24 protein-coding genes and 1 tRNA gene are annotated in these 22,564 nt (G+C 34.4%); 6 read left to right on the top strand and 19 right to left on the bottom strand.

Annotated elements, in window-relative coordinates:
* Position 1 precedes the first annotated feature (1 nt).
* Positions 2-997: a L,D-transpeptidase family protein gene (locus tag MKD52_RS03860; RefSeq protein ID WP_242099311.1), complete on the top strand. Its 996-nt coding sequence runs from the start codon at positions 2-4 to the stop codon at positions 995-997.
* On the opposite strand, the gene rdgB is transcribed toward MKD52_RS03860, so the two are convergent.
* The gene (rdgB, locus tag MKD52_RS03865; protein ID WP_242099312.1) at positions 983-1,600 is read right to left on the bottom strand and encodes an RdgB/HAM1 family non-canonical purine NTP pyrophosphatase; all 618 of its coding nucleotides are present in this window, start codon (positions 1,598-1,600) and stop codon (positions 983-985) included. The genes MKD52_RS03860 and rdgB overlap by 15 nt on opposite strands.
* Positions 1,601-1,678: 78 nt before the next feature.
* Here rdgB and MKD52_RS03870 point away from each other — a divergent pair, with 78 nt between their 5' ends.
* Positions 1,679-3,040 (top strand): MFS transporter, encoded by a 1,362-nt coding sequence (locus tag MKD52_RS03870; RefSeq protein WP_242099313.1) that lies wholly within the window; start codon positions 1,679-1,681, stop codon positions 3,038-3,040.
* 8 nt (positions 3,041-3,048) lie between these two features.
* Positions 3,049-3,822, top strand: coding sequence for an ATP-binding protein (locus MKD52_RS03875; RefSeq protein WP_112056896.1), 774 nt, complete (start codon positions 3,049-3,051; stop codon positions 3,820-3,822).
* Between the two features lie 32 nt (positions 3,823-3,854).
* Here MKD52_RS03875 and MKD52_RS03880 read toward each other — a convergent pair whose 3' ends face one another.
* The 4 genes from MKD52_RS03880 to gap all read right to left on the bottom strand — a co-directional run bounded on the left by MKD52_RS03880 (position 3,855) and on the right by gap (position 8,418).
* A complete protein-coding gene (locus tag MKD52_RS03880; RefSeq protein WP_242099314.1) occupies positions 3,855-5,060 on the bottom strand; it encodes an acetate kinase in 1,206 nt (401 codons plus the stop codon).
* A gap of 9 nt (positions 5,061-5,069) precedes the next feature.
* Positions 5,070-6,071, bottom strand: a complete 1,002-nt coding sequence (pta, locus tag MKD52_RS03885) for a phosphate acetyltransferase (RefSeq protein WP_242099315.1) — start codon at positions 6,069-6,071, stop codon at positions 5,070-5,072.
* A gap of 86 nt (positions 6,072-6,157) precedes the next feature.
* A complete protein-coding gene (locus MKD52_RS03890) occupies positions 6,158-7,426 on the bottom strand; it encodes a glucose-6-phosphate isomerase (protein ID WP_242099316.1) in 1,269 nt (422 codons plus the stop codon).
* Entirely contained in the window at positions 7,423-8,418 is a 996-nt protein-coding gene (gap, locus tag MKD52_RS03895; RefSeq protein WP_242099317.1) for a type I glyceraldehyde-3-phosphate dehydrogenase, read from the bottom strand. The genes MKD52_RS03890 and gap overlap by 4 nt, the downstream gene beginning before the upstream one ends.
* Positions 8,419-8,653: 235 nt before the next feature.
* Between gap and MKD52_RS03900 the strand changes: the two genes are divergently transcribed.
* The 3 genes from MKD52_RS03900 (at position 8,654) to MKD52_RS03910 (ending at position 9,805) form a co-directional block, all read left to right on the top strand.
* The gene (locus MKD52_RS03900; protein ID WP_112056891.1) at positions 8,654-8,944 is read left to right on the top strand and encodes an HU family DNA-binding protein; all 291 of its coding nucleotides are present in this window, start codon (positions 8,654-8,656) and stop codon (positions 8,942-8,944) included.
* 45 nt (positions 8,945-8,989) lie between these two features.
* Positions 8,990-9,066: transfer RNA gene (locus MKD52_RS03905), tRNA-Arg, on the top strand.
* 34 nt (positions 9,067-9,100) lie between these two features.
* A complete protein-coding gene (locus tag MKD52_RS03910) occupies positions 9,101-9,805 on the top strand; it encodes an SIMPL domain-containing protein (protein ID WP_112056890.1) in 705 nt (234 codons plus the stop codon).
* On the opposite strand, the gene MKD52_RS03915 is transcribed toward MKD52_RS03910, so the two are convergent.
* From MKD52_RS03915 to MKD52_RS03980, 14 genes are all read right to left on the bottom strand, one after another.
* Positions 9,802-10,374, bottom strand: a complete 573-nt coding sequence (locus MKD52_RS03915; protein WP_112056889.1) for a ComF family protein — start codon at positions 10,372-10,374, stop codon at positions 9,802-9,804. The genes MKD52_RS03910 and MKD52_RS03915 overlap by 4 nt on opposite strands.
* Entirely contained in the window at positions 10,362-10,946 is a 585-nt protein-coding gene (gene tmk, locus MKD52_RS03920) for a dTMP kinase (protein ID WP_242099318.1), read from the bottom strand. Before tmk ends, MKD52_RS03915 begins: the two co-directional genes overlap by 13 nt.
* A complete protein-coding gene (coaD, locus tag MKD52_RS03925) occupies positions 10,930-11,430 on the bottom strand; it encodes a pantetheine-phosphate adenylyltransferase (RefSeq protein ID WP_242099319.1) in 501 nt (166 codons plus the stop codon). The genes tmk and coaD overlap by 17 nt, the downstream gene beginning before the upstream one ends.
* Positions 11,431-12,435, bottom strand: coding sequence for a dihydroorotase (gene pyrC / locus MKD52_RS03930; protein WP_242099320.1), 1,005 nt, complete (start codon positions 12,433-12,435; stop codon positions 11,431-11,433).
* A gap of 2 nt (positions 12,436-12,437) precedes the next feature.
* Positions 12,438-13,802 (bottom strand): phosphomannomutase/phosphoglucomutase, encoded by a 1,365-nt coding sequence (locus MKD52_RS03935; protein ID WP_242099321.1) that lies wholly within the window; start codon positions 13,800-13,802, stop codon positions 12,438-12,440.
* 8 nt (positions 13,803-13,810) lie between these two features.
* On the bottom strand, positions 13,811-15,034 hold the full coding sequence (locus MKD52_RS03940; RefSeq protein ID WP_242099322.1) for an aminofutalosine deaminase family hydrolase: 1,224 nt from the start codon (positions 15,032-15,034) through the stop codon (positions 13,811-13,813).
* A complete protein-coding gene (locus tag MKD52_RS03945; RefSeq protein WP_242099323.1) occupies positions 15,034-15,891 on the bottom strand; it encodes a mechanosensitive ion channel domain-containing protein in 858 nt (285 codons plus the stop codon). The genes MKD52_RS03940 and MKD52_RS03945 overlap by 1 nt, the downstream gene beginning before the upstream one ends.
* Positions 15,891-17,102 carry an amidohydrolase family protein gene (locus MKD52_RS03950; protein ID WP_242099324.1) on the bottom strand — a complete coding sequence of 404 codons (1,212 nt, stop codon included), beginning with the start codon at positions 17,100-17,102 and terminating at the stop codon, positions 15,891-15,893. The genes MKD52_RS03945 and MKD52_RS03950 overlap by 1 nt, the downstream gene beginning before the upstream one ends.
* Before the next feature lie 79 nt (positions 17,103-17,181).
* Positions 17,182-18,246 (bottom strand): glycosyltransferase family 9 protein, encoded by a 1,065-nt coding sequence (locus MKD52_RS03955; RefSeq protein ID WP_242099325.1) that lies wholly within the window; start codon positions 18,244-18,246, stop codon positions 17,182-17,184.
* Positions 18,243-19,151 carry a lipid A biosynthesis lauroyl acyltransferase gene (locus tag MKD52_RS03960; protein ID WP_242099326.1) on the bottom strand — a complete coding sequence of 303 codons (909 nt, stop codon included), beginning with the start codon at positions 19,149-19,151 and terminating at the stop codon, positions 18,243-18,245. Before MKD52_RS03960 ends, MKD52_RS03955 begins: the two co-directional genes overlap by 4 nt.
* Positions 19,148-20,149 carry a lipopolysaccharide heptosyltransferase I gene (waaC, locus tag MKD52_RS03965; RefSeq protein ID WP_242099327.1) on the bottom strand — a complete coding sequence of 334 codons (1,002 nt, stop codon included), beginning with the start codon at positions 20,147-20,149 and terminating at the stop codon, positions 19,148-19,150. The genes MKD52_RS03960 and waaC overlap by 4 nt, the downstream gene beginning before the upstream one ends.
* A complete protein-coding gene (locus MKD52_RS03970; RefSeq protein WP_112056878.1) occupies positions 20,143-21,600 on the bottom strand; it encodes a Ppx/GppA phosphatase family protein in 1,458 nt (485 codons plus the stop codon). Before MKD52_RS03970 ends, waaC begins: the two co-directional genes overlap by 7 nt.
* The gene (locus MKD52_RS03975) at positions 21,600-21,851 is read right to left on the bottom strand and encodes a YfhL family 4Fe-4S dicluster ferredoxin (protein WP_112056877.1); all 252 of its coding nucleotides are present in this window, start codon (positions 21,849-21,851) and stop codon (positions 21,600-21,602) included. Before MKD52_RS03975 ends, MKD52_RS03970 begins: the two co-directional genes overlap by 1 nt.
* A gap of 84 nt (positions 21,852-21,935) precedes the next feature.
* Positions 21,936-22,556: a hypothetical protein gene (locus MKD52_RS03980; protein WP_181566521.1), complete on the bottom strand. Its 621-nt coding sequence runs from the start codon at positions 22,554-22,556 to the stop codon at positions 21,936-21,938.
* Positions 22,557-22,564: the final 8 nt, after the last annotated feature.

The following is a 22,564-nucleotide window of genomic DNA, read 5'->3' on the forward strand; positions in this document are numbered from 1 at the left end:
AATGAAAGTTATATGGTTATTGTTAATAGCGGTTTTGAGTTATGCTAATGAGTATGAGTGGATTGGGCTTTATAGAGAAAAAGGAGTGGAAGCACTAGAAAAAAAGATTGATGAGATTTTACAAACACGAGATTATTGGAAAGAAATGCTTAAAAACCAAGATACGCGTTTTGGTTATTATGAGAATTTAAAATATCTTTTTATTGCTTCAAAAGATGCGCCAAAGCTAGAATCTCCAAAACTAAAACTTTATGTTTTGGAAAATGGCAAGTGGGTGGAGAGGCTAAATGCAAATAGTTTGGTTGGATCTAAAGGCGGAAATAAACAAAAAGAGGGAGATTTGGCAACGCCTATTGGGGTTTATACGCTAGAGCAAAGATTAGTTGGTTTAAATCAATATTATGGACCTTTGGCTTTGACAACTTCTTATCCTAACCTTTATGATAGATTGCAAAAACGCACAGGTTATGGAATTTGGATTCATGGAATGCCACTTAATGGAAACAGAGAAGAGCTTAATACACGCGGTTGTATTGCTATTGAGAATAATCTTTTAAAAGAAGTGGATCAAATTGTTAATCATCGCGATTCTTTGTTAATTACTTTTGCTAATGAAATTAAAGAAGCCAAAAAAGAGGACTTAGAGATTATTTTATCAGATTTATTTCAGTGGAAAGAAGCTTGGAAAAATAATGCCATTGATGAGTATCTTTCTTTTTATGGTGAAGATTTTATTCGCTATGATGGGCAAAAATACAATGCATTTGCTGCAGTGAAGCGACAAATTTTTAATAAGAGAGAGGAGAAAAATATACAATTTAGCAAAATTAATATCTCGCCTTATCCTAACGAAGAGGGTAAGAATCTCTTTAAAATCAGCTATCATCAAGACTACAAAGCTTATTTAAATGGAAAGCTTAATTATTCTTCAAATGGAGACAAGGAGCTTTATATCGAGCTAAAAAAAGGGAAAATGCAAATTTTAGCTGAAAAGTAAGGATTTTAGAATAAATTCCGCTCTTTTTAGAGCGATGGTGCGGTGCGAAATTGAATTTTTTTCTTCATCGCTAAGTTCTGCTAAGGTTTGATTAAAGCCTTTGGGGATAAACATAGGATCATAGCCAAACCCATTTTTGCCTCGTTTATGCGCAATCACATCGCCATACATAAATCCATGAGTGCTAAAGTCTCCGTAAAAATGGCTAATTCCAATACTTGCACAATAATAAGCGCTTGAAGTTTGATTGGGAAGTTTGGCAACTTCTGTTAAAAGTTTTTCTAAATTGGCTTGAGAATCTCCTCCGCTATATCGAGCACTATAGATTCCTGGCTTACCACCAAGTGCATCCACACAGATTCCGCTATCATCAGAGAGAATAATATCGTTTTGTGTTAAGAGATTCTTTTCTTTGAGGGCGTTAAAAACACTTTTGGATTTAATAAGCGCGTTTTCTTGGAAAGTTTGCCCATTTTCTTCTATCTCAAAGGGAGAGATAAGTGCATCCCAAGCAAGAATCTCTAGGTTGTCTTTTAAGTTTTGATAAATTGCCTGAATTTCTTTGATTTTATCTTGATTAGAGGTGGCTAAAATTAGTCGCATTGTATTGCCTTATTTATGGTATTTTAGGTAGAATTAGCTTTCTGTTTTTGTAATTTTAGCAAAAAAAATGGAGAATCTATGAAAGAGCATTCTTTAATAAAACAAACAATACCTTTAAGTATTATTTTGGCAGGACGATTTTTTGGTTTATTTGTTGTTATGCCACTTTTATCCTTATATGCCCTCTCTTTAGAAGGAATGAATCCTACTTTGATGGGCATTGCTATAGGTGGCTATGCGCTTACTCAAGTCTTATTTCAAATACCTTTTGGTTTTTTGAGTGATAAATTTGGGCGCAAAAGTATTATTGCTCTTGGATTACTGATTTTTGTTTTAGGTTCTATTGTTTGTGCGATGAGTGATAATATTTATATGCTTATTGTAGGGAGATTCTTGCAGGGAGCAGGAGCGATTGGAGGAGTGGTAAGTGCGATGATTGCAGATTTGGTGCGTGAAGAAAAACGCACTAAAGCTATGGCATTAATGGGCGCTACTATTTCTCTTAGTTTTACAGCCGCTTTGATTTTAGGTCCTATTTTGGGGGCTTATTTTGGCGTAGCAAGTTTGTTTTGGATTACGGCTGTTTTGGGAGTTTTGAGCTTAGGAATCTTGATTTTATTTGTGCCAGAAGCCCCCAAGATTCATTATAGTTTTATCTCAAGTTCAGATAATTATATGACAATTTTAAAAAATAAGAATCTACAAATTATGAATATCACCAACTTTTTACAAAAAGGTTTTATGACTTTAGCGTTTTTAATTATTCCCATTGCACTAACTAAAGGCTTTGAAATGCCTAAAGAAGATTTATATCAAGTTTATATTCCAGCTAGTCTTTTGGGGTTTTTTGCGATGATTCCAGCAGCTATTTTTGCAGAAAAAAAGGGCAAGTTTAAAAATGTTTTGGTGCTTGGAATCTTGCTTTTTATGTTGGCATATCTTTTAATGCTTAGTCAAAATATTTGGCTGTTTGTTGTTGGGGTTTTAATATTTTTTATTGGGTTTTCAGTGCATGAGCCCGTTATGCAGAGTCTTGCTAGTCGCTATTGTAAAGCGCATCAAAAAGGTAGTGCTTTAGGAATTTTTACTTCTTTTGGATATTTTGGTTCTTTTATTGGTGCGCTTATTGGCGGGCTATTGTATGAGTATTTTGGTATGTTTGCCATTAGTGTTTTTGTAGTTTTAGTTTCGTTTTTGTGGATTTTACTTTTGGTGTTTTTGGCTAGTCCAACTTCCCAGAAAAATTTCTATTTGCCTTTGAGGGAAAGTGTTAAAAATGAAGATTTGGAGATTTTAGTAGAACTTAAGGGAGTTTTGGAATGGTTTATTAATCAAAATGAAAAAGTAGCAGTCATCAAATATGATAAAAACTTAATTTTAGAGCAAGAAATTAAAGAATTTATCGCTACAAATCTTCAAGAAAAAATTAAAGAAAATTAAGAGTAAAAATGGAAAATAAGATTGAAATTAGTAAAAAAATTCTTAAGATTACAGGTAGCACAAATGCTGAATTTGGCTTAATAAAAGAGGGTGATAGAGTTTTATTGGGTTTGAGTGGCGGAAAAGATTCGATACTTTTAGCAACCCTATTAGCAAGATTAAAAAAATATGCTCCCTTTGATTTTGAGTTTAAGGCACTCACGGTGGATTATGGCAGAGGGGGGGAATATGAATATATTTTTGAATATTGTGAAAAATTAGGGATTCCCTATGAGCTTTATCGCACAGATATTTATAAAATTTTAGAAGAAAATCGCCGAGAGGGCAGTGTGTATTGTAGCTTTTGTTCGCGTATGCGAAGAGGGGCTTTGTATTCTAAGGCTTTGGAGGGAGGATTTAATAAAATTGCTTTAGCCCACCATTTAGATGATGCAGTAGAGAGTTTTATGATGAATCTGACTTATAATGGTGCTTTGCGCTCTATGCCACCTATTTATAAGGCACAAAATGGTTTGTATGTGATTCGTCCATTAATTTTTGTAAGAGAAAGGCAGATTATTGACTTTATTGCTAAAAACAATATTTATATTGCTCCAGATTGCAATTGTCCTATTATGTGGCAAAGTGATGATAAACGCCCTTATGCAAGAGAAAAAACAAAGCAAATGCTAAAAGAAATGGAAGAAGCTAATCCAGATTTTTTCACTTCTTTAAAAGTAGCGTTAGGAAATGTGCATCTTAATAGTTTGTTCGATAAAAAATATTTAGATAAGCAGGATTGAGAGCAAATTCCACCAAAAGAGGTGGAATGAGATTATTTCATTTTGGACACGAGCGCTTTGGTATCGCGTGCTATCATTAGTTCTTCATTGGTAGGGATTACACATACTTTGACTTTAGAATCAGGGGTAGAGATGATTCCTTCAACACCAACGGTTGCAAGATTTGCTTCTTCATCTAAGGTGATTCCTAAGAATTGTAAGTGGGAGACGATTTTACCGCGAATGAATTTTGCATTTTCTCCCACTCCAGCACAAAAGGCAATAGCATCAACTCCAGTTAGCGCAGCAGTATAAGATCCAATGTATTTTGCCACTCTATAAGCAAAGACTTCTCTAGCAAAACGAGCTTTTAAATCTCCATTTTCATCAGCTGCCAACAAATCTCTAAAATCGCTTGAAAGCCCAGAGATTCCAAGAACACCAGATTTTTTATTTAAAATATTCATAATTTCTTTTGTGCTTAAATTTTCTTTTTGGGCGATATAATCAATAACTGCAGGATCAAGATCTCCGCTTCTTGTTCCCATAACTAAGCCTTCAAGCGGAGTTAATCCCATACTTGTATCAATGCTTTTTCCATTTTCTATAGCACAAATACTAGATCCATTGCCTAAATGACAGGTGATAATTTTGGAATTTTCAAGTGGGATTTTTAAAAATTCTGCAGTGCGTTTAGAGACATAGCTATGACTAGTGCCGTGGAATCCATAGCGACGAACTTTGTATTTTTCATAGTATTCATAAGGAAGTCCATAGATAAAAGCCTTTGGTGGCATAGTTTGGTGAAATGCTGTGTCAAAGACTGCAACCATTGGAGTGCTTGGCATTAAAGCTTGACAAGCGCGGATTCCCAATAAATGTGCGGGATTGTGCAAAGGTGCAAGATCGGCGCATTCTTTAATGTGTGAAATCACTTCATCAGTAATAATAGCTGAACGTGTGAAGTGTTCTCCGCCATGCACGATTCTATGTCCTACTGCTTTGATTTCATCTAAAGAGCTAATAATGCCTGTTTTAGGATTGGTAAGCGCTTCTAACACGAGCTTTATTGCGACTTCATGGTCTTTCATTTCAGTATTTTGAATAGATTTTTCACCGCCTTGTGGCTTATAAGTAAATTGCCCTCCACTAATGCCGATTCTATCGCAGATTCCAGCTGCCAAAACAGCTTCTGTATCAGTATTGATAAGTTGATATTTAAGAGAAGAGCTTCCACAATTAATAACTAAAATATCCATATTTTCCTCCTAATTTTGTTGTGCTTGGAGCGCTGTGATAGCAACAACTCCAACAATGTCATCACTGCTGCAACCTCTTGAGAGATCATTCACAGGCGCAGCAATCCCTTGCGTGATTGGTCCATAAGCTTCAGCTTTGGCTAGTCTTTGTGTGAGTTTATAACCAATATTTCCTGAGTCCAAGTCTGGGAAAACTAAAACATTAGCATATCCTGCGATTTTGCTTTCAGGCGCCTTTGATTTACCAACACTTGGCACAATGGCTGCATCAAGCTGAAATTCTCCATCAATGGCAATTTGTGGAGCAAGACTTTGGGCGAGTTTAGTGGCTTCTATGACTTTATCAACATCGGGGTGTTTAGCACTTCCTTTGGTTGAATGAGAAAGCATTGCTACAATGGGTTCTTTACCCACAAGAGACTGAAAGCTTTTGGCTGAATCAATAGCAATTGAGGCAAGTTCTTGAGCATTTGGATTTTGCACCAAACCACTATCAGCAAAAATAAAAATTCCTTTTTCACCATAATCACAATTGGGAACTACCATTAAAAAGAAAGCAGAAACAAGCTTGGAATCTTTTTTTGTCCCCAAAATCTGCAAACTTGCACGCAACACATCAGCAGTAGAGTTAATAGCTCCTGCTACCATTCCATCTGCTTTTTGGGATTTGACCAAAGCCACTCCAAAATAAAGTGGATTTTCTAAAAGCAACGCTCTAGCAGATTTTTCACTCAAACCTTTATGTCCCCGAAGCTTAACAAATAGCTCCACATAGTTTTCTAGTTCATCACAGGAAGCGGGATTGATAAAAGTTGCCGCATCTAAATTCAAATTGGCTTTTGCTGCTTCTGCCTTGAGAGTAGCTTCATCTCCCAACAAAATGAGATTTGCAATTTTTTCTTTCAAAACTTTATGTGCAGCTTCAAGAGTGCGTATGTCGTTAGTTTCAGGTAGGACAATAGTTTTTTGATTTGCCTTTGCCTTTTCTTTAATTGTTTCAATAAAGCCCATTTATACTCCTTTTTGTCTATTTATGGATATTTTAAATTTTTTTTGTGAAAAAGAGTATAAATAAAAGAAAAAAAGTGAAGAAAAATTTAAATATGTGTAAATTTTTCTCTCAATATTTTTTTTCCAAATTCAACACCTGGTTGATTATATGTATCAATTTGTAGCAATGCTCCCACGCAAGAAGTAAGTAATTCATAATAAAAAATAAGCTCACCCACGCTTTCTTCACATAAAAGATCTAGAGTAATAGAATCAGTGGGGACATTTTCTGCAATAATACTTTCTTTGGTGGAAATGCATTGTAATTGCAAGAGTTTATTAAAGGAGGTGCCATTGACAAAATCTGTTGATTCTAAACCCTTTAGTTTAATATTAGGGATATAAAGTGGCTTTTGAGAAAATTTTTCAACACTCAAAAAAGTAACACTTTTGTTTTGCGGACCTTGCATAATAAGCTGCAAAAAGGAATGTTGATCAATGCTGCCAATAAGGGCAATGGGAGTTAATCCCCTTTTTTGCCCTGTGTAATCTAGCTTTCCTAAAGATTCTCCCCAAAGCTGCACATACCAAGCATTAAAATGTCTAAAAACACTGCTGTAAGAAAAAAGCACATTAATGGGGTAGTTTGTTTCGCAATGAGCTAGAAATGCTGCTTTTTTTAGAATCTCATTAGTGGGGTTTTTAAAGAAATATCGACTCATATTTTGCGCACCTTTAAGAAGGCTTTGGAGATTGTAGCCTAAGATACCAAGTGGGAGTAATCCCGCGGTGCTTAATACAGAGAAACGACCACCAATATTTGGCTTTATGGTGAAGTTTTGTATTTTTTGTTCCTTGCTCCAATGAAAAAGTGGAGAATCTTCATCGCTGATTGTTAAGAGGTGATTTTTTCTCTTAGAATCTAAGAGATTGAAATGTTTTAAAACATATTTAAAAAGGGAAGTGGTTTCAATAGTTAATCCAGACTTTGAAATTACGATAAATAATGTTTCTTCCCATTTGATGCGTTGAAGCTCTTTGTTAATTACAATAGGATCAGTGTGCTCTAAAAAGCGTAATTTAAGCCTTCTGCGATTGTGTTGGTGTGAAAGTAGAGCGTCAATGGCTTTTGCGCCAAGAGAACTACCGCCAATACCTATAATCACGAGATTTTTAAGATTATCCAAAAAGCAGTGATATTCTCTAAGATAGGTAAAAATATCTGAATTTTCTTGGAAGGGCAAGTGGTAATATCCGCTTACCCCATTCTCTTTTTCTGCTTGAATCTTTTCAAAGCAAGCTTGCAAGGATTCTTTAGATAAAAAACTAGAATCATAGTTTGGGGAGCTTTGGTAGGTATTTTCTAAATGAATCATAGAGATTGCCCAACAAAATGCACCATATCTACTAAGCGCGTGGAATAACCCCATTCATTGTCATACCAAGCAACAATTTTTACTTGATTTTCATTGACAATAGTGGTGCAATCAGGAATAAAAATCGCACTATAAGGAGATCCGATAAAATCACCCGAAACAAGTTTTTCTTCATCGACAAAAATTAAATCTTTCATTGATTCTTGAGAGGCTTTTTTGAAAGTTTCATTAATGATTTCTTTAGTGGCAGATTTTTCTATCACACAAGTTAAATCAACCAAGCTTACATCAGGGGTTGGGACGCGAACTGCAAAGCCATTGAGTTTGCCTTTAAGCTCTGGCATGACAAGTCCAATAGCCTTTGCAGCCCCAGTGGAGGTTGGAATCATATTAAGCGCAGCGGCTCTTGCACGACGCAAATCTTTGTGCTTTGAATCAAGTAAGTTTTGATCGTTGGTGTAGCTATGGATAGTTGTCATTAAACCACTTAGAATCTTGAAATTTTCGTGTAAGACTTTGGTGAGTGGTGCTAGGGCATTTGTGGTACAACTAGCATTAGAAATAACAGGCTCATTAGCATAACTTAGATGATTAACCCCATAAACAAAAGTTGGAGTATCAGTAGCTGGTGCTGAAATAACAACGCGCTTAATGCCATCATAGAGATGTAGTGAAGCTTTAGAAACATCATTAAAAGCCCCTGTGCATTCTATAACAATTTCAGCGCCGTATTGACCAAAATGTGTTTCTTGAATATTTCTTGTGCTAATGATTTGGATATTTTTTTGTTTGCCAATACAAATTTGATTTTCGCTAATCTTAGTAATTTCGCTACTTTGATGGACAGAATCGTATTTCAAAAGGTGGATTAAAGTATCAATGGGCATAGTGGTGTTAATGGCTACTAGCTCCAAATCATCGCGTTGTCCAAGAATCTTGCAAACACACAATCCAATTCTCCCTGTCCCATTCACTGCTACTTTAATTGACATAATCTCTCCTATTTAAATTATTGTTAATTCTTTGTGCTAGATTCTATTCAAAAAAAGCTTAATAAACTCCACTTTATAATGATTTTAATATAAGAAGTTTGCTTTATTAGATAAGAATGATTAAAAATAGCTGTAAAATACGCGCAAAAAAGTTCATTTTTCTGCTAAAAGCCTTGCAAAGCTAATAATTTATGCTACAATAATGGCGTTTAAAATAAAAATATGGAGGTTCTAAATGAACAAATCTGAATTTGTTGACTTGGTAAAAGAAGTTGGTGAGTATGAAACAAAAAAAGATGCTGAAAAAGCAATCAGTGCTTTTACTGCTGCAATTGAAAAAGCACTCTCAAAAAAAGATGGAAGTGTTGAGCTTGTAGGTTTTGGTAAATTTGAAACTGTGCTTCAAAAAGGTAAAGAGGGAACCGTTCCTGGAACAACTAAGAAATATAAAACAAAAGATAAATTTGTTCCAAAATTTAAAGCTGGAAAAGGTTTCAAAGACGCTGTTGCAGCTGCAAAAAAATAACTTCTGCTTTGCTTCTCCCCTTTTTTTGGGGGTTTTTATTTTTAAGTCCTCGTAGCTCAGCTGGATAGAGCACACGATTCCTAATCGTGAGGCCATGCGTTCGAATCGCATCGTGGACACCACTTCAGTTAGATTAGAAAAATTTAAGGATTATCTATGAGTAAAACAAGTGCAATTATTTTGGGAATATTTTTTGTTATTTGTAGCGCTATTGTTAGCTTTGGGGTTAGTAAGGCTATTGTAGATATTAAATCAAAAGAGAGGAGTGTTGTTGTTAAGGGTTTGAGCGAAAGAGAGGTTTTAGCGGATGTGATGATTTTTCCTATCAATTTTACGCGTGCAAGTAGTGATTTGAATGTTTTGTATCAAGAATTGGAAAATGATTCTAAAAGAATCATAGAGTTTTTACAAAAAATAGGCATTCAAGCACAGGAAATTAGAATAGAAGCACCAAGAATCACCGATAAAGTAGGGAGTGCTTATGGTGAATCACAAAGCATAGTTTATCGCTATTCAGGTGAGGGTAGGGTTTTGGTTTATACTAATAAGATTGATTTAGGTAGAAAAGCTTTAGAAAAACTTACAGAACTTGGCAAAGAGGGCACAGTGGTTAGAGTGGAAGATTATGAAATCGAATATCTTTATACCAAGCTTAATGAAGTGAAACCAGAAATGGTTGAAGAAGCAACTTTTAATGCAAGAGAAGTGGCACAGAAGTTTGCACAAGATTCTCAAAGCACATTAGGTAAAATCAAAAAGGCTTCGCAAGGGCAATTTAGCGTATTAAACCGCGATAGAAATACATCTCATATTAAAAAAGTGCGTGTAGTTTCTACAATTGAATATTATTTAAAAGATTAATATTTTGCATCGCTTAAAACAAAAGCCATAAGTACTTCTGCACCTTTCTCTGCTAGAAGCTTTTGGGCTTCTTTGAGTGTTAATCCTGTGGTGATGAGATCATCAAATAAAATAATTTTTTTGTGTGTAATGTTGCGCATTAAATAAAAATTGCGTGGATTATTTTGGCGAAATTTCAAATCTTTTCCTGCATAAGAAACAGAATTTTGAGCTAATAGCGTGTGATACAGCGGGATAATACCTAGTTTTTTGAAATGTTTAAGAAAGATAGCATTGTGTGCATAGCCTTGTTTGCTAATTTTATCATCAATTCCTATTCCATAAGCTTTTAGTGGAGATTTTAGTGTTTGTTTTAAAAATAAACAAGCCTTTTTGGATAATAAGTGATAAATTTTGCTTCCGATAATTTGGTATTTAGCATGCAAGAGAAATTGGATTTCTTGGTAATCATAAAAGCTATAAACTTTAAAATTTCCTAAGTCTCTTACTCTAGGTTGAATTGTGATTGTTTGAAAACAAGGATTGCAAAGGGTTTTAAAGGTAAAATTTCCACAAATTAAACAACGCAATTTTCTTTGCCTATGAAATCAATTATTTCTGTTGTAATGGAATCTTTAGGTAAATTAGCATCGATAATGTGGTGTTCTAAAGATAGTTTTTGAGTGATGGATTTTATCCTCTCTTGCAAAGATAGAAGGTATTCTAAGCCCCTTTGCTCGATTTTATCATTTCCTTTGGAATTTAAGCGTTTTTGCAAATCATCCTTTTGTAATTCCAGAATAATAACTTTATTAGGCAAGATTCCTTGAGTGGCAAAGAGATTAAAGGCTTTAAGTGTATCAAAGTTAAAGTCTCTTGCATATGCCATTCCAGAAATTAAACTCCTATCAGAAATAATAAGATTATTGGCATGAGATTTTAAAATCTCATTTGCGTGTTGCGCTCTATCAGCAAGAAAAAGTAGCATTTCAGCTCTACTATCTAATTGTATCGAATCTTGTAATAAAATTTCCCTTAGCTTTACTCCAAGATTGGTCGCGCCAGGCTCAAAAGTAAAAATAGCTTTTTTTAAAAAAAACTTAAGTGCTTGAATCTGAGTGCTTTTCCCACTTGTATCAATTCCTTCAATGGCAACATACATGGTGATTCCTTATAAAGTTATTAACACTTTTTGGCACGAGATGAGAAATATCTCCATTGTGAAGCAGGATAGAACGCACAACACTTGAGCTAATAAAAGCGTTTTGCAAGGAGGGCATGAGATAAATTGTTTCTAATTTCTTATTAAGGGAGGCATTGGCATAGCCCATTTGCAACTCGTATTCAAAATCGCTAACAGCTCTAAGTCCTCTAATAAGGATATTTGATTCTTGTTCTTTGGCAAAATCCGCAACAAGATTGTTAAAACCCTTAACATCAAGTGCACATGCAGTTTCTCCTAGCTCACTAATGGCAAACAAAACCATTTCTATGCGCTCTTTTTGCGTAAAAAGGGGCTTTTTACTATCGCTTTTTGCAACAGCGATAGTTAAGCCATCAAAGAGCTTACAAGCCCTTTGAATAACATCTAAATGTCCATTGGTAATTGGATCAAAAGTGCCAGGATAGATTGCAATTTTTGCCATTTAAGCTAAACTCCATTCTAAAGTATTTCCTGCAAACATAGGCACAATGCCATTTATCTCATCGATAATTTGCATAGGTTTTTTAACAAGGGTGATTTTTTTGTTAGTGCGCACTAGATTATAGATTTTACTAGCATTAAGACTAACAAAAGATTCTAGGTTTTCTAGTGCATTGTGTGTATCAAAAGTCTGTGCAAGAGCAGGAAGCAAGATAGGAGCGCTAAAAATTCCTGCAGCCCCTTTTTTGCTTTCTTTATTGATTCTAAGGTGGGGGGCTGAATCGCTTCCAAAAGAGAATTTTTTATGCGCATTAAGTGCAACTTGAAGTAGCGATTCTTGATCTTTTTTAGTTTTTAAAATAGGTTTGCAAAAATAATGTGGATTTAGCATACCCCCAATTACATCATCTAAGCTAAGTAAAATATGGTGCAAAGTAAGCGTAGCAAAAAGATTTTCGTATTTTTCTACAAGGGCAATTGAGCGCCTATCGCTAAGGTGCTCAAAAATAATTTTGAGTTTTGGGAAATTGGTTGCAAGGTATTCAAAAATAGAATGAAACTCCACTTCTCGCTCTAGCACAAATCCATTGCTTTCTCCGTGGATACTTAGAATCATTCCCATTTCTTGTGCTATTTCTAAGATTTCTAGAATTTTTGGGCTTAGAATCTCACTTACGCCATTTTCGCTTCCAGTGGTTGATCCCTTTGGGTAGAGCTTGAGAATAAAGATTCCATTATCCTTGGCAATTTGTAATTCTTCTTTGCTAAGGTTTTCATTAAGATATAGCGACATTAAAGGTTCAAAATCTTTTGATTGTGAAGCTTGTAAAATTCTTTGTTTGTATGCCAAAGCAGATTTAACTTCTAAAATAGGCGGATTGAGATTTGGCATGACAAGTGCGGAGCTAAAGCAACAAGCTGTGTATTCTATGACATTTTGCAACATTTCTCCATCTCGCAAATGTAAATGCATATCAAAGGGAGATTGCAAGGTGATTGTATCCATTATTAATCCTTTTTAAGTAATCCCAAAAGGGCATTTTGGTAAGTTTCTTTTGCAAGATTGGTTTTGGCTTCAAAGCGCGTTACTAGCACGGGTGTTGTATTACTTGCTCTAATTAACCCCCAACCATCTTTAAAAATTACTCTTAATCCATCAATATCAATAATTTCTATGATTTCTGGAAAATCTTTGGGAGGATTTTTGAGTGTTTCTTTGAGCTCTTGAATGATTTGAAATTTTCTTTCTTCGGTGGTTGGGATTTTTATTTCATCGGTGGAATAGAGTTTTGGGAGTGTTTGAAGAATTTTGTCAAACTCTAACCCATCTTCTTTAATAAGCTCTAAGACACGCAAAGCTGCATAGGTTGCATCATCAAAGCCAAAGTATCGATCATTAAAGAAAATATGTCCGCTTACTTCAAAGGCAAGGTGAGCATTTGTTTCTTTAAGTTTGATTTTAAGGTTACTATGCCCTGTTTTATACATAATTGCTTGTCCGATTTTATTGATAGATTCAAACATATTTAAAGAGCATTTAACTTCTCCAATGATGATAGGATTTGGGATTTTTTGTGCAAAAATAATTGCTAATTCATCGCCCTTATAAACTTTATCACCCTTGATGAGTGCCAATCTATCGCCATCTCCATCAAAGGCAAAACCAATTCCACCCTTTTTTGCTACTAATTTTTTAAGGTCCTCTAAATTTTTCTCTTCACTTGGATCTGGGTGATGGTTTGGAAAAGTTCCATCAGGATTAAGATATAAACCTTCAAAGTTGAGTTCTAGTCTTTTTAGAATCTCAGCAATCCCAACAGCTGCAATTCCATTTCCGCAATCTAGGTTAATGGGGATATTTAAGCCTTTTAGGTGTTGAAACTCTTGAGAGAGAAAATCAATGTATTTTTCAAGTATATTGAGCTTTTGGGGTGTTTCTGTTTTGACTTTTGGGGTTTGCAGGGAGTAGAAGTCTTGTTCGAGTTTGTAAATATCTTCTCCAAAAAAAGGCTGTTTTAAGAGAGTGATTTTAAAGCCATTATATTGTGGGGGGTTATGCGAACCTGTAATCATAATGCTACCATCAAGACTTAATCCATCAAAATCAGCATAAAGTGCAAAATAGCCAACTGGCGTTGGAATCTGACCTAGGTTATAGGTTGTGATTCCACTTGCACCAATCCCGCTGCATAGCCAATTAAAAATAATGGGAGAATGCACCCTTGCATCATAGCCCACCCCTAGAGTTTTTCCTCCTCTTTTTTTAAGCTCTTTCCCCAAAAGAAAGCCAATTTTAACAACATTATCTTGAGTTAAGTCTTGATTATAAATTCCGCGAATATCATATTCTCTAAAAATGGTTAATTTTTCCATATCTCTCCTTAAATGATTTGTTTTCCGCCAATATAAAGGGCTTTAGCTTCTTTTGCATAAAGTAAAAGATCAAGTGCGCTTTGGCGTTTAGTATTTAGTTTAAAAATGGCAAAATCAGGTAAAAAGCCCTTTTGGAGTGAGCCTGTTTTTATCTTTAAAGGATTGTTTTTGTGAGCATAATAAGTAACTCCTAAAAGTAGAGTTTTAGCTAATGATTCTAAATCTTCATTAGCATAAATATATAAAGCAGTGCGGAGCTCATCAAGGAGTGAGAGTGAATCATTGGAACTTTTACCATCGGTAGCAAAAATAGGATTGATTCCAAGTTTTTTACAAAGATTTAAATCTAATACTTTGTTGTTTAAAAGACGATTTGATTTCACACAAGAAATGATATGTCCTTGCATTTTAGCAATGACTTCTAATTCTTGATAGGTGGCTTCTAAGCAATGCACAAAATAAGGCTTTAGTGTTTTAAAAGATTCTAAAAATTCACTAGGAGTGTAAAAGGGTTGCATTTGAGCATTGAAAAATTTTTTAAAAAAGTTTTGAAAATATCCAGTTTTGGATTCTAGCCATTCTCTCTCTTCTTTGGATTCCAAAAAATGAATGCTTAGTGGCAGATTCTGTGTTTTTGCTAAGCTAAGGGTTTGTTTAAGCAAGGCAGGATGCACAGAATAGGGTGAATGAATGGCAAGAGCAGGAAAAAACTTTTGAGAAGCAAATTTTTTAGATTCTTCTAGCCTTGCAAGGAGATTTTGATAAAGTGCGTCTAAAATTTCAGGCTTAGAGCCAATGACTTCATTAAAATAAATTGTGCGCAAAGGACTATTAGCAAGTGCTATTAAATCATAACCATAGCTTGAAATTGCTCCTACAAAGCCCACACCACTTTTAAGTAAATTTTGGATTTCTTGCTCCATTTGTGTTTGAAGTGAATCATCCATTAAAGAATCGCGGTTTTCTATCACGCTATCAAGCCAAACTCCAAAATTCCCAAACTCCAAAATTCCCTTATTTTGACTAAACTCTAAGTGTAAATGAAGGTTAGAGAGAGTCGGGGTAATAACGCAATTATGATAGTATTTTTGATATTTTGCGGGTTTGTTTTGTAGCTTTTCATATAAATCAATTTCTAAAATTTCTTTTTCATTGAAATAGATTCCACCTTTTTTTAATGTTGTAAAGTCTTCATTGCAAAGCAATAAAGAATCAGCCCCTATTAAATACATTATTTTTTGCCTTCAAGTAGAGAAGTTTGTGTGGGATTAATGTTGATATCAAGTTTGTTGTAAGGAATTTCAATGCCTTGTTGTTCAAAAATGGCTTTAACTTTTTGAGGAAGCGTGATATTGGCTTGAAAATAGTTTTCGGTTTTAACCCAAAAACGCACGAGTAAATCTACGCTACTAGCATTTAAGGCATGCACACCAACAACGGGCATTGGATCTTCTAAAACTAGTTCATCTTGGGTAAAAATTTCCTCTAAAATTTGCTTGGCTTTGGCTAAATTGCTCCCATAATCAATCCCAAAAATCAAATCCATACGCCTTGTAGAATTGATATTGACATTAATAATGGGCGAGGAAACAAGTAAAGAATTTGGCATAATAATTACTTGATTATCGGGGGTTGTGAGTTTGGTCTCAAAGAGATTAATTGAATCAACTTTTCCTATGATAGAATTCACATTGATAGTATCGCCACGATTAAATCTTCTTAAGGTAACTAAAATGATTCCACTAGCAAGATTAGAAAGAGAATCTTTTAAAGAAAGAGCGATTGCTAAACCAGCAGTTCCTAAAACAGCGATAATGGAAGTTGTTTTTACGCCAAGATTGGTTAGAGCGGTAATGAAAGTAAGTAGCAAGATTCCTGCAAAGACAACATTTTTTAAAAAAAGTCCTAGAGTCTCATCTTTGGTAGTTTTGATGATAGCTTTTTCTGTGTATTTTGAGAGAATACGCGCAATGTAATAGCCACAAACCATGATTACAATAGCGCTAATTAAATAAGGGATAAAATCAATAGACCATTCTATGAATTTATCGGTTAATAAAATAATTTTTGCTTCTATTTTCTCTTGCATTAATTTTCCTTAATAACTCTTTTTCCTTTGATAAAATGTTCCTTTACTTTTCCAGAGAAAACCCAATCATAATAAGGTGATTCTATGTTGTTAATCACTTGCGATTCTTTTGGATTAAAAAGAACCAAATCCGCATAATAACCTTCCTTAAGAAGTCCATAATTATCTAATCCCATGATTTTAGCAGGATTGAGTGAAAGAATTTTGCTAAGATCTTTTAGGCTCATATGCATTGTTTTAACCATTAGCGTGTAGCACATCGGTATAAAATATTCAATCATATCAATCCCAAAGGCAGCCTCATCAAAAGGCAAATCTTTTTGGGCTAGGGGTTGAGAGAATTGCAAGGAGGTAAGCAAATCAATATCCATCGCTTTTAGATAATTAACTAATTTTGAGCGAGTTTCTTCAGATTTTAAAGGGGGTTTGATTTTTGCAAGAGTGTTGTAATTATTGCAGTGATTTTCTGTTAAGATTAAATGATGGATAGAAGTTTGGATAAAAAGACTAGAATGCAGTTTTTTGATATTTTTTAGTATTTCAAGACTTCTAATTGAAGCAATGGAGTTAAAAACAGATTTAGTTCCCATAAAGCGTACTAGTTCGCTAATCATAGCTACCTCCTTAGTTTCACTAAGTTCGTTAATCCCTAAGAGTCCAAGTTTGCTGCTAAGTTTTCCTTCATTCATAACGCCATTAGCACTTAGTGAAACATCTTCACATTCAAAGAATATTGGAATATCAAACATTAAGGCAAAATCACAAGCAATGCGCAAAGCATTTCCATTTTGGCTAGATTTTGCATAGATTCCCTTTGCACCTTTTTTGTGGAGAGCAGAAATGTTTTCAAAGCCATTTTGGATAAGCCCCAAAATTTGCGCTTCAAAAGAATCTTGCAAGGTATTAAGAAGTTCTATTCCAAGCTCTGCGCTAAAGGAATCTGGAAAATTAGGTGTAAGAGCTAAAAGGCTAATTCCCCCTAATGCAGCTTTATGTGAAAGATTAATGAGATTTTCTTTATTAAAGCTTTGAAGTTGCACATTTAAATCAATAGCGCTTGGCATAGCCACTAAGCCATTTGCCTCTAAAATTTCCTCAGAATCGTGAGCTATGATACTGCGATTTATTTCTATAATTTTGTCATCTTTTATGCGAATATCACCTTTGTATTCACCATTTGCATCACAAATCATCGCCCCTTTAATCAGCATACAAATCCTTTTTGTGTTAAAAATTTACTAATTATGGCAAAAATAATAATAAAAGCGAATAAAAATATTCATTTATTGTTTAATTTTTTTGAAATAAAGGATTTAAAAAATCCTTTAAACTTTGCAGTGCCTTTGCCTCATTAAGTTTGATTAATAAACAATCGCTTTTTTGAGAATCATCACAGCCTTCTTTACCACAAGGAACGCATTGCAAGGTTTCTTGATAAACAAGGTGTTTGCCCATTTGTTGAATTCCATTAGAATTGGGATAAAAGTTAGATTCTAAGGCATTATCCCATGGTCCCCAAACCTTAACATAACTTGGACCAAAAAAGGCAAAAGTAGGGGTATCGTTTGCAGCAGAGAGATGCATAATGCCTGTATCAACTCCGATAAAAGCCAAAGCCTTAGAGTTTAAAAAAGTAACTTCAGCTAAGTTTAATGTCCCATCAAAAAAGAGTGGTTTGCTTTGGCAGAGTTTTAGGATATTATGTAATTTTTTGGATTCTTTAGAGTCATTAGCAGCAGTCAAGATACAATGAGTTTGATAATTATATGTGATAAAATCAATCATTTTAGCACAAAAAGAATCGCTAAGACATTTGTAAAAACAGCGACTAAAAAGATGCAGATGAATGAAAGTTTGTGGTAGATTTTGAAGTTTTTCTGTTTTTTGTGGAGTGGGGGGGAGAACTTTTTTTGATAAAATAGGAATGTTTAGGATTTTTAAAGCTTCAAGATTGTTTTCTAAAGCGTGTTGGTATTTTTGTGTGAGTTTTAGCGTGTAGATATTTTTTGCCCAAAAGGCTTTGGGTGGGAATCCAATGCGTATTTTTGCGCCACTCCAAAATGCTAAAAAGGCACTTCTATCACCGGCAGTTAGCGAAATCACCCTATCATATTTTGCTTTTTTTATGGCTTTTAGAAGTTTTAAATCATCCTTGATTCTTTGGAGTTTATTTCGACTTCTTTTTAGAGTATGTATTGTATTTAGGTATTGCATAGAAAGAATACCTTGAGTTCCTTCATTAACAAGTATGTCTAAAGTGCAAGATTCTCCATAATGTTGCTTGAGATTATAAAAAAGTGGAGTAGTAAGTAAAACATCTCCGATATAGGCGATTTTGATAATTAAAATTTTCACTTTTTAGCCTTGTATATTTCTGGATATTGATTCTTGAATTTTTTATGAAACCACAACCATTCTTTTGGATTTTCTCTGATAATTTGCTCTAAAATATCGCTTTGAATTTGAGTGAGGTTATGAATATCGCTTTGTGCATCATCTGTTTTTTGGAATTCAATGGGGGGTAGAATCTTAATAAGAATCTTTTTGTAATCTTTGGAATAATAAGCAACAAAATGAATGATTTTTGCATCAAATTTTCTTGCAAGCAGTGAAGCAATGGGTGTATGGCGCACTTTTTTGCCAAAGAAATCCACTAACTCACCCTCTTTAGAAGTGGTGTTTTGATCGGTTACGATTCCCACTACATTGTCTTTCTTAAGTGCCCTAGCAAGAGGGATTGCAGCTCCTTTTTTATCTAGGATAGTGATATTAAATTTAGAGCGAACTTTGATGAGGTATTCATTGATAAGTGGATAGGGAGTCATACGCGCTACAGCAGTGATTTTGTGATTAAAATAACAAGAAAAGGCTGGAGTGGTGTATTCCCAATTCCCAAAATGAGCAGTTACAAAAACAATCTTGGTGTTAGTTTCAAGAAGCTTATGAATGATTTCAGGTTTATCAATTCTAATTGTATTTAAAATTTGGGTTTTATTGCTAACAGATAGCATAAAAAAGCTAATGCTATTATAGACCAAATTAAGATAATTGGTTTTTAAGATTTCCTTTTTTTGTGAGGGTGGGAGAGAATGATTATAGGCAAAATCAAGGTTTGTAAGAAGATCAAATTTACGCCTTCTATCAAGCAAAAAAAGGATTAGAGCGATTGTTTTGGCAAAGCCTAAGCGTAAAAAATGAGGCATATATAAGAAAAGATAACCAAGACATTTTAAAAAAGAAAACAATAGGAATCTTTTCATATTTTTCCCTTTAGGAGAGTGATTGCTAGGTTAAAAATTTCTTTTGGTGAAATCTTTTGAATGCTAAAATCTTGCTTAGCATAATTAGCATTAGGATTTGCCATAAGATAGTGATTTTGCTTGGTTTGGAGATTAAATCGGCTTGGAGGCGTGGCACCAAAGAGTGTGATAGAGGGACGCTTTAGAGCCCAAGCTAAATGAGTGATTCCAGTATCTCCACCGATAACTAAATCCATTTGCGCTACAAGAGCTTTTATGGAATCTAAGCTAAGATTGTTAAGGGCTTGAAAACTAAGCGCAGAATCAGTTATGGTGCTTTTGTGGCTTAGGAGAATGGGCGAGAGATTGGCAATATTAAAAAGCTTTGTAAGCTCTAAAAAAAGATGTTGCGGATAGGTTTTGTTGGGTTTTGAGGTTTCAAGCACCAGGAGAATCTTAGCAGAATCTTGATTGAGCTTTGGGGTTAAATTTGGATTATATCCTAAAAAAGACTTTGGATTTAGAAGTGTTTGAATATCAGGAATAGGGAGATTAAAAGCACTAAAAGCAAGTGTGGCATTGCGTAAGAGAATATGTTCTTGGTAGGGGATTTGTATGGTTTTTTTATAAAATAAAGAAGCTAGAGATTCTTTAGTGCTTTTAAAGCTAAAGCCAATGTATTGCTTGGAATCTAAAAGCTTACTGATGATAGCTGATTTAAGCAATCCTTGAAAGTCAATTACGATATCATAAGATTCAAGCTTTAGGGTTTGATAGATAGCATAGAGAGCCTTAAGGTTTTTATTTTTTAGACTTTTTTTAAGTGGGAGTGCAATGATTTTGTTAAGATAAGGCGAATCTTGCAAGATTTCTTGAAATTCTAAATCAACATACCAATGAAATATGGGCTGATAGTGTTGAGAGAGTGTTTGGTGTAAGAGAGGTAAAACACTAGCACTATGAATAATATCTCCCATTGCAGTGAGTCGCACAAAGGCTATTTTAAGAGGTTTTAGCATAGTTCTATTTGTATTGTTTTTGGGAGTGTTAGTTTTTTGAGTTTTTCTTTTGTGAGATAAGAAACACTAGGGTGAGTGATTTGGAGAGTATGACTCCCGTTTTCTAAGAAATTAAAAGAAAAAAGCTCGGGCTGTTTGTTGTAGCTAAGAATCTCTGAAAGTCCGACAAAAAAGCTCAAAACTCGTAAGGTATCTAGGGGTGGCAAGAGATTTTTGAAAGCTAAATCTTCAGGGATTTTTTTGCCATTAAAGCGCACAAGTGTAGCGATAATTAGCCTATCTTCGTGGCTTAGCGCATAATTTAGTGCATTTAATAAAATATAATTACTATGATGATTTTTTTCATAAAAATTAAGTGCAATACCAATATTACAGAGCTCTGCAGCAACACTAAGGTGATTTTTAAGATTTGGACTAAAGAGTTTTAAGGATTCTTGTGCTCTAAAAAGCTTTAGAGCTAATTTTTTGGTGATACTAGATTGCTGATGATTTTTAATAAATCGATCTTTGAGATTTCTCACACTTGGGTTGAAGTTATCAGGAAAGTGTTGATTATGATTGCGTAAAAGATCATTTAAAAATACACCTTCTCGCACTCCAACTCCGCTTGTTACGATAGTTTTAGCCTCAAAAAGCTCTAAAGCTAAATGAAAAATTAAAGCCCCTCCTTGAATAGAATCTAAGCGGTCTTCTTTGATATTTAAGCGCAATAAATCCTCTTGTGAGCTTGTGTAGATTGTTTTGAAAAAATGATGATAATCTTTGAAGTAATATTCAAAGCCATGGAGTGTGTCTAGCGGATAATTGATTTGTTTTTGAATGGCTTTGCTTAGTGCCCTTGCAGTTCCACCAATTCCAAAGATTCTAGCATTTTTAAAATGATTAGGAACACTTTTTAAACTCTCTAAGACAAAGTTTCTTGCACCTTTATAATCGCCTTTGTCAAAAAAGAGTTCTTTTAAGCGGATTGTCCCAAGATTAAGGGAGATTTTATCAATAATTTTGCGATTTTGTATTAATGCGCACTCAGTGCTTCCACCGCCAATATCAATGGTGATACCCTCTTTGTAAGGCAATAAATTTAAGGCAGCAATTGCCCCAAAATAAGCTTCTTTTTCCCCATTGATAACTTTAATATTAAGACCAATTTTTCTAGCTTGTTGCAAGAAAATATCTCGGTTTGGTGCATCTCTTAGGGCAGAAGTGGCAACACAAATAATTTTTCGTGCTTTATGGAGTTTGGCAATCCATAGAAAATCTCGCAAAGCATCGATAGCCCGCTGCATTGGAATTTCTTGTAAAAAGCCATTGTGTTCATAGGTGGATTCGGAGATTCTAACCTTGCTTTTAGTTTCATAAAGCAAGTGGAATCCTAAATGGCTTGTTTTTTCAAAAATAGCCATTCTTGCAGAGTTGGAACCGATATCAATGATTGCAGTAATTTTTGCCATTAATCTTCTTTGCGGATTTGAGAATGTTTGAATTTTAATTCTTCAAGTGATTCGATATTGTCAGGATCAGAGACAATCGCATCTACAGGACAAACCGATAAACAAGCAGGTTCATCATAAAAACCATAGCATTCAGTGCAAAGCTCAGGATCAATAATGTAATAAGGATCTCCCTCATCAATCGCTTCATTTGGACACTCTTCACGACAGGCATCACAAGCAATGCATTCTTCATTAATCATTAAAGACATGGACACTCCTTAAGGAAAATTAAATCAAAGTTTTTAACCAAAAGATTCTAAAATAATGCTTAATTTTTTTATTTTTTTATGTTTTTAAAGAAAAACAAAGCAAGAATCAACCCCTTTTGTTTTTTGGAATGCTTGATTGGCAAGAATGATTTTGTTATTTGGTATAAGGGGGATTAAATCAATAGAATCTTGTATGTTTAGAATCTCCACACCAGCAAAAATAGCCTTACGTAAATCTTCTTTAGTGGTTATTTTAAAAATGCTTTGCAATCCAAGTTTGATGGTGAAATCATTAAGTTCTTTAAGTTCTTTTTGCGATAAAATGGCAGGATTTAAAATAATACAATCAGCGCCAAAAACTAGTGATTCTAGAATCTGATAAGAATCAACTATGGGATAATTAAAGATAAGGGGTATTTGGACATAGCGTCGGATAAAGGTTAGATTCTCTAAAGAATAAACCGAAAAACAAGAAGCTAGGGTTTCGTTGGTTTTAGCAATTTGTAAAAAATCATTGGTTAGAGGGATTTGATAGATATTTTTAGGATTGAAATCTTTGGTTTTTGTTAGGATTGTTTTAATGGGGCGTGGTTGGTATGGCGTGTAGGCTAGGCTTCTGCCTAGCCACTCTTGGGGGTAATCTTGCTTTTTTCTATCAATTTCTTTTTTGAGTTTGGTAAGATCTAAAGAGTTAAAAAAATTCAACAACAATT

Source organism: Helicobacter sp. CaF467b (assembly GCF_022664765.1).
In the GTDB taxonomy this organism is placed as follows: domain Bacteria; phylum Campylobacterota; class Campylobacteria; order Campylobacterales; family Helicobacteraceae; genus Helicobacter_D; species Helicobacter_D colisuis.

Bases quoted from the DNA above. Each gene is read 5' to 3' on its own strand.
- MKD52_RS03860 (WP_242099311.1), top strand. From the start codon at position 2: ATGAAAGTTATATGGTTATTGTTAATAGCGGTTTTGAGTTATGCTAAT.
- rdgB (WP_242099312.1), bottom strand. From the start codon at position 1,600: ATGCGACTAATTTTAGCCACCTCTAATCAAGATAAAATCAAAGAAATT.
- MKD52_RS03870 (WP_242099313.1), top strand. From the start codon at position 1,679: ATGAAAGAGCATTCTTTAATAAAACAAACAATACCTTTAAGTATTATT.
- MKD52_RS03875 (WP_112056896.1), top strand. From the start codon at position 3,049: ATGGAAAATAAGATTGAAATTAGTAAAAAAATTCTTAAGATTACAGGT.
- MKD52_RS03880 (WP_242099314.1), bottom strand. From the start codon at position 5,060: ATGGATATTTTAGTTATTAATTGTGGAAGCTCTTCTCTTAAATATCAA.
- pta (WP_242099315.1), bottom strand. From the start codon at position 6,071: ATGGGCTTTATTGAAACAATTAAAGAAAAGGCAAAGGCAAATCAAAAA.
- MKD52_RS03890 (WP_242099316.1), bottom strand. From the start codon at position 7,426: ATGATTCATTTAGAAAATACCTACCAAAGCTCCCCAAACTATGATTCT.
- gap (WP_242099317.1), bottom strand. From the start codon at position 8,418: ATGTCAATTAAAGTAGCAGTGAATGGGACAGGGAGAATTGGATTGTGT.
- MKD52_RS03900 (WP_112056891.1), top strand. From the start codon at position 8,654: ATGAACAAATCTGAATTTGTTGACTTGGTAAAAGAAGTTGGTGAGTAT.
- MKD52_RS03910 (WP_112056890.1), top strand. From the start codon at position 9,101: ATGAGTAAAACAAGTGCAATTATTTTGGGAATATTTTTTGTTATTTGT.
- tmk (WP_242099318.1), bottom strand. From the start codon at position 10,946: ATGTATGTTGCCATTGAAGGAATTGATACAAGTGGGAAAAGCACTCAG.
- coaD (WP_242099319.1), bottom strand. From the start codon at position 11,430: ATGGCAAAAATTGCAATCTATCCTGGCACTTTTGATCCAATTACCAAT.
- pyrC (WP_242099320.1), bottom strand. From the start codon at position 12,435: ATGGATACAATCACCTTGCAATCTCCCTTTGATATGCATTTACATTTG.
- MKD52_RS03935 (WP_242099321.1), bottom strand. From the start codon at position 13,802: ATGGAAAAATTAACCATTTTTAGAGAATATGATATTCGCGGAATTTAT.
- MKD52_RS03940 (WP_242099322.1), bottom strand. From the start codon at position 15,034: ATGTATTTAATAGGGGCTGATTCTTTATTGCTTTGCAATGAAGACTTT.
- MKD52_RS03945 (WP_242099323.1), bottom strand. From the start codon at position 15,891: ATGCAAGAGAAAATAGAAGCAAAAATTATTTTATTAACCGATAAATTC.
- MKD52_RS03950 (WP_242099324.1), bottom strand. From the start codon at position 17,102: ATGCTGATTAAAGGGGCGATGATTTGTGATGCAAATGGTGAATACAAA.
- MKD52_RS03960 (WP_242099326.1), bottom strand. From the start codon at position 19,151: ATGAAAAGATTCCTATTGTTTTCTTTTTTAAAATGTCTTGGTTATCTT.
- waaC (WP_242099327.1), bottom strand. From the start codon at position 20,149: ATGCTAAAACCTCTTAAAATAGCCTTTGTGCGACTCACTGCAATGGGA.
- MKD52_RS03970 (WP_112056878.1), bottom strand. From the start codon at position 21,600: ATGGCAAAAATTACTGCAATCATTGATATCGGTTCCAACTCTGCAAGA.
- MKD52_RS03975 (WP_112056877.1), bottom strand. From the start codon at position 21,851: ATGTCTTTAATGATTAATGAAGAATGCATTGCTTGTGATGCCTGTCGT.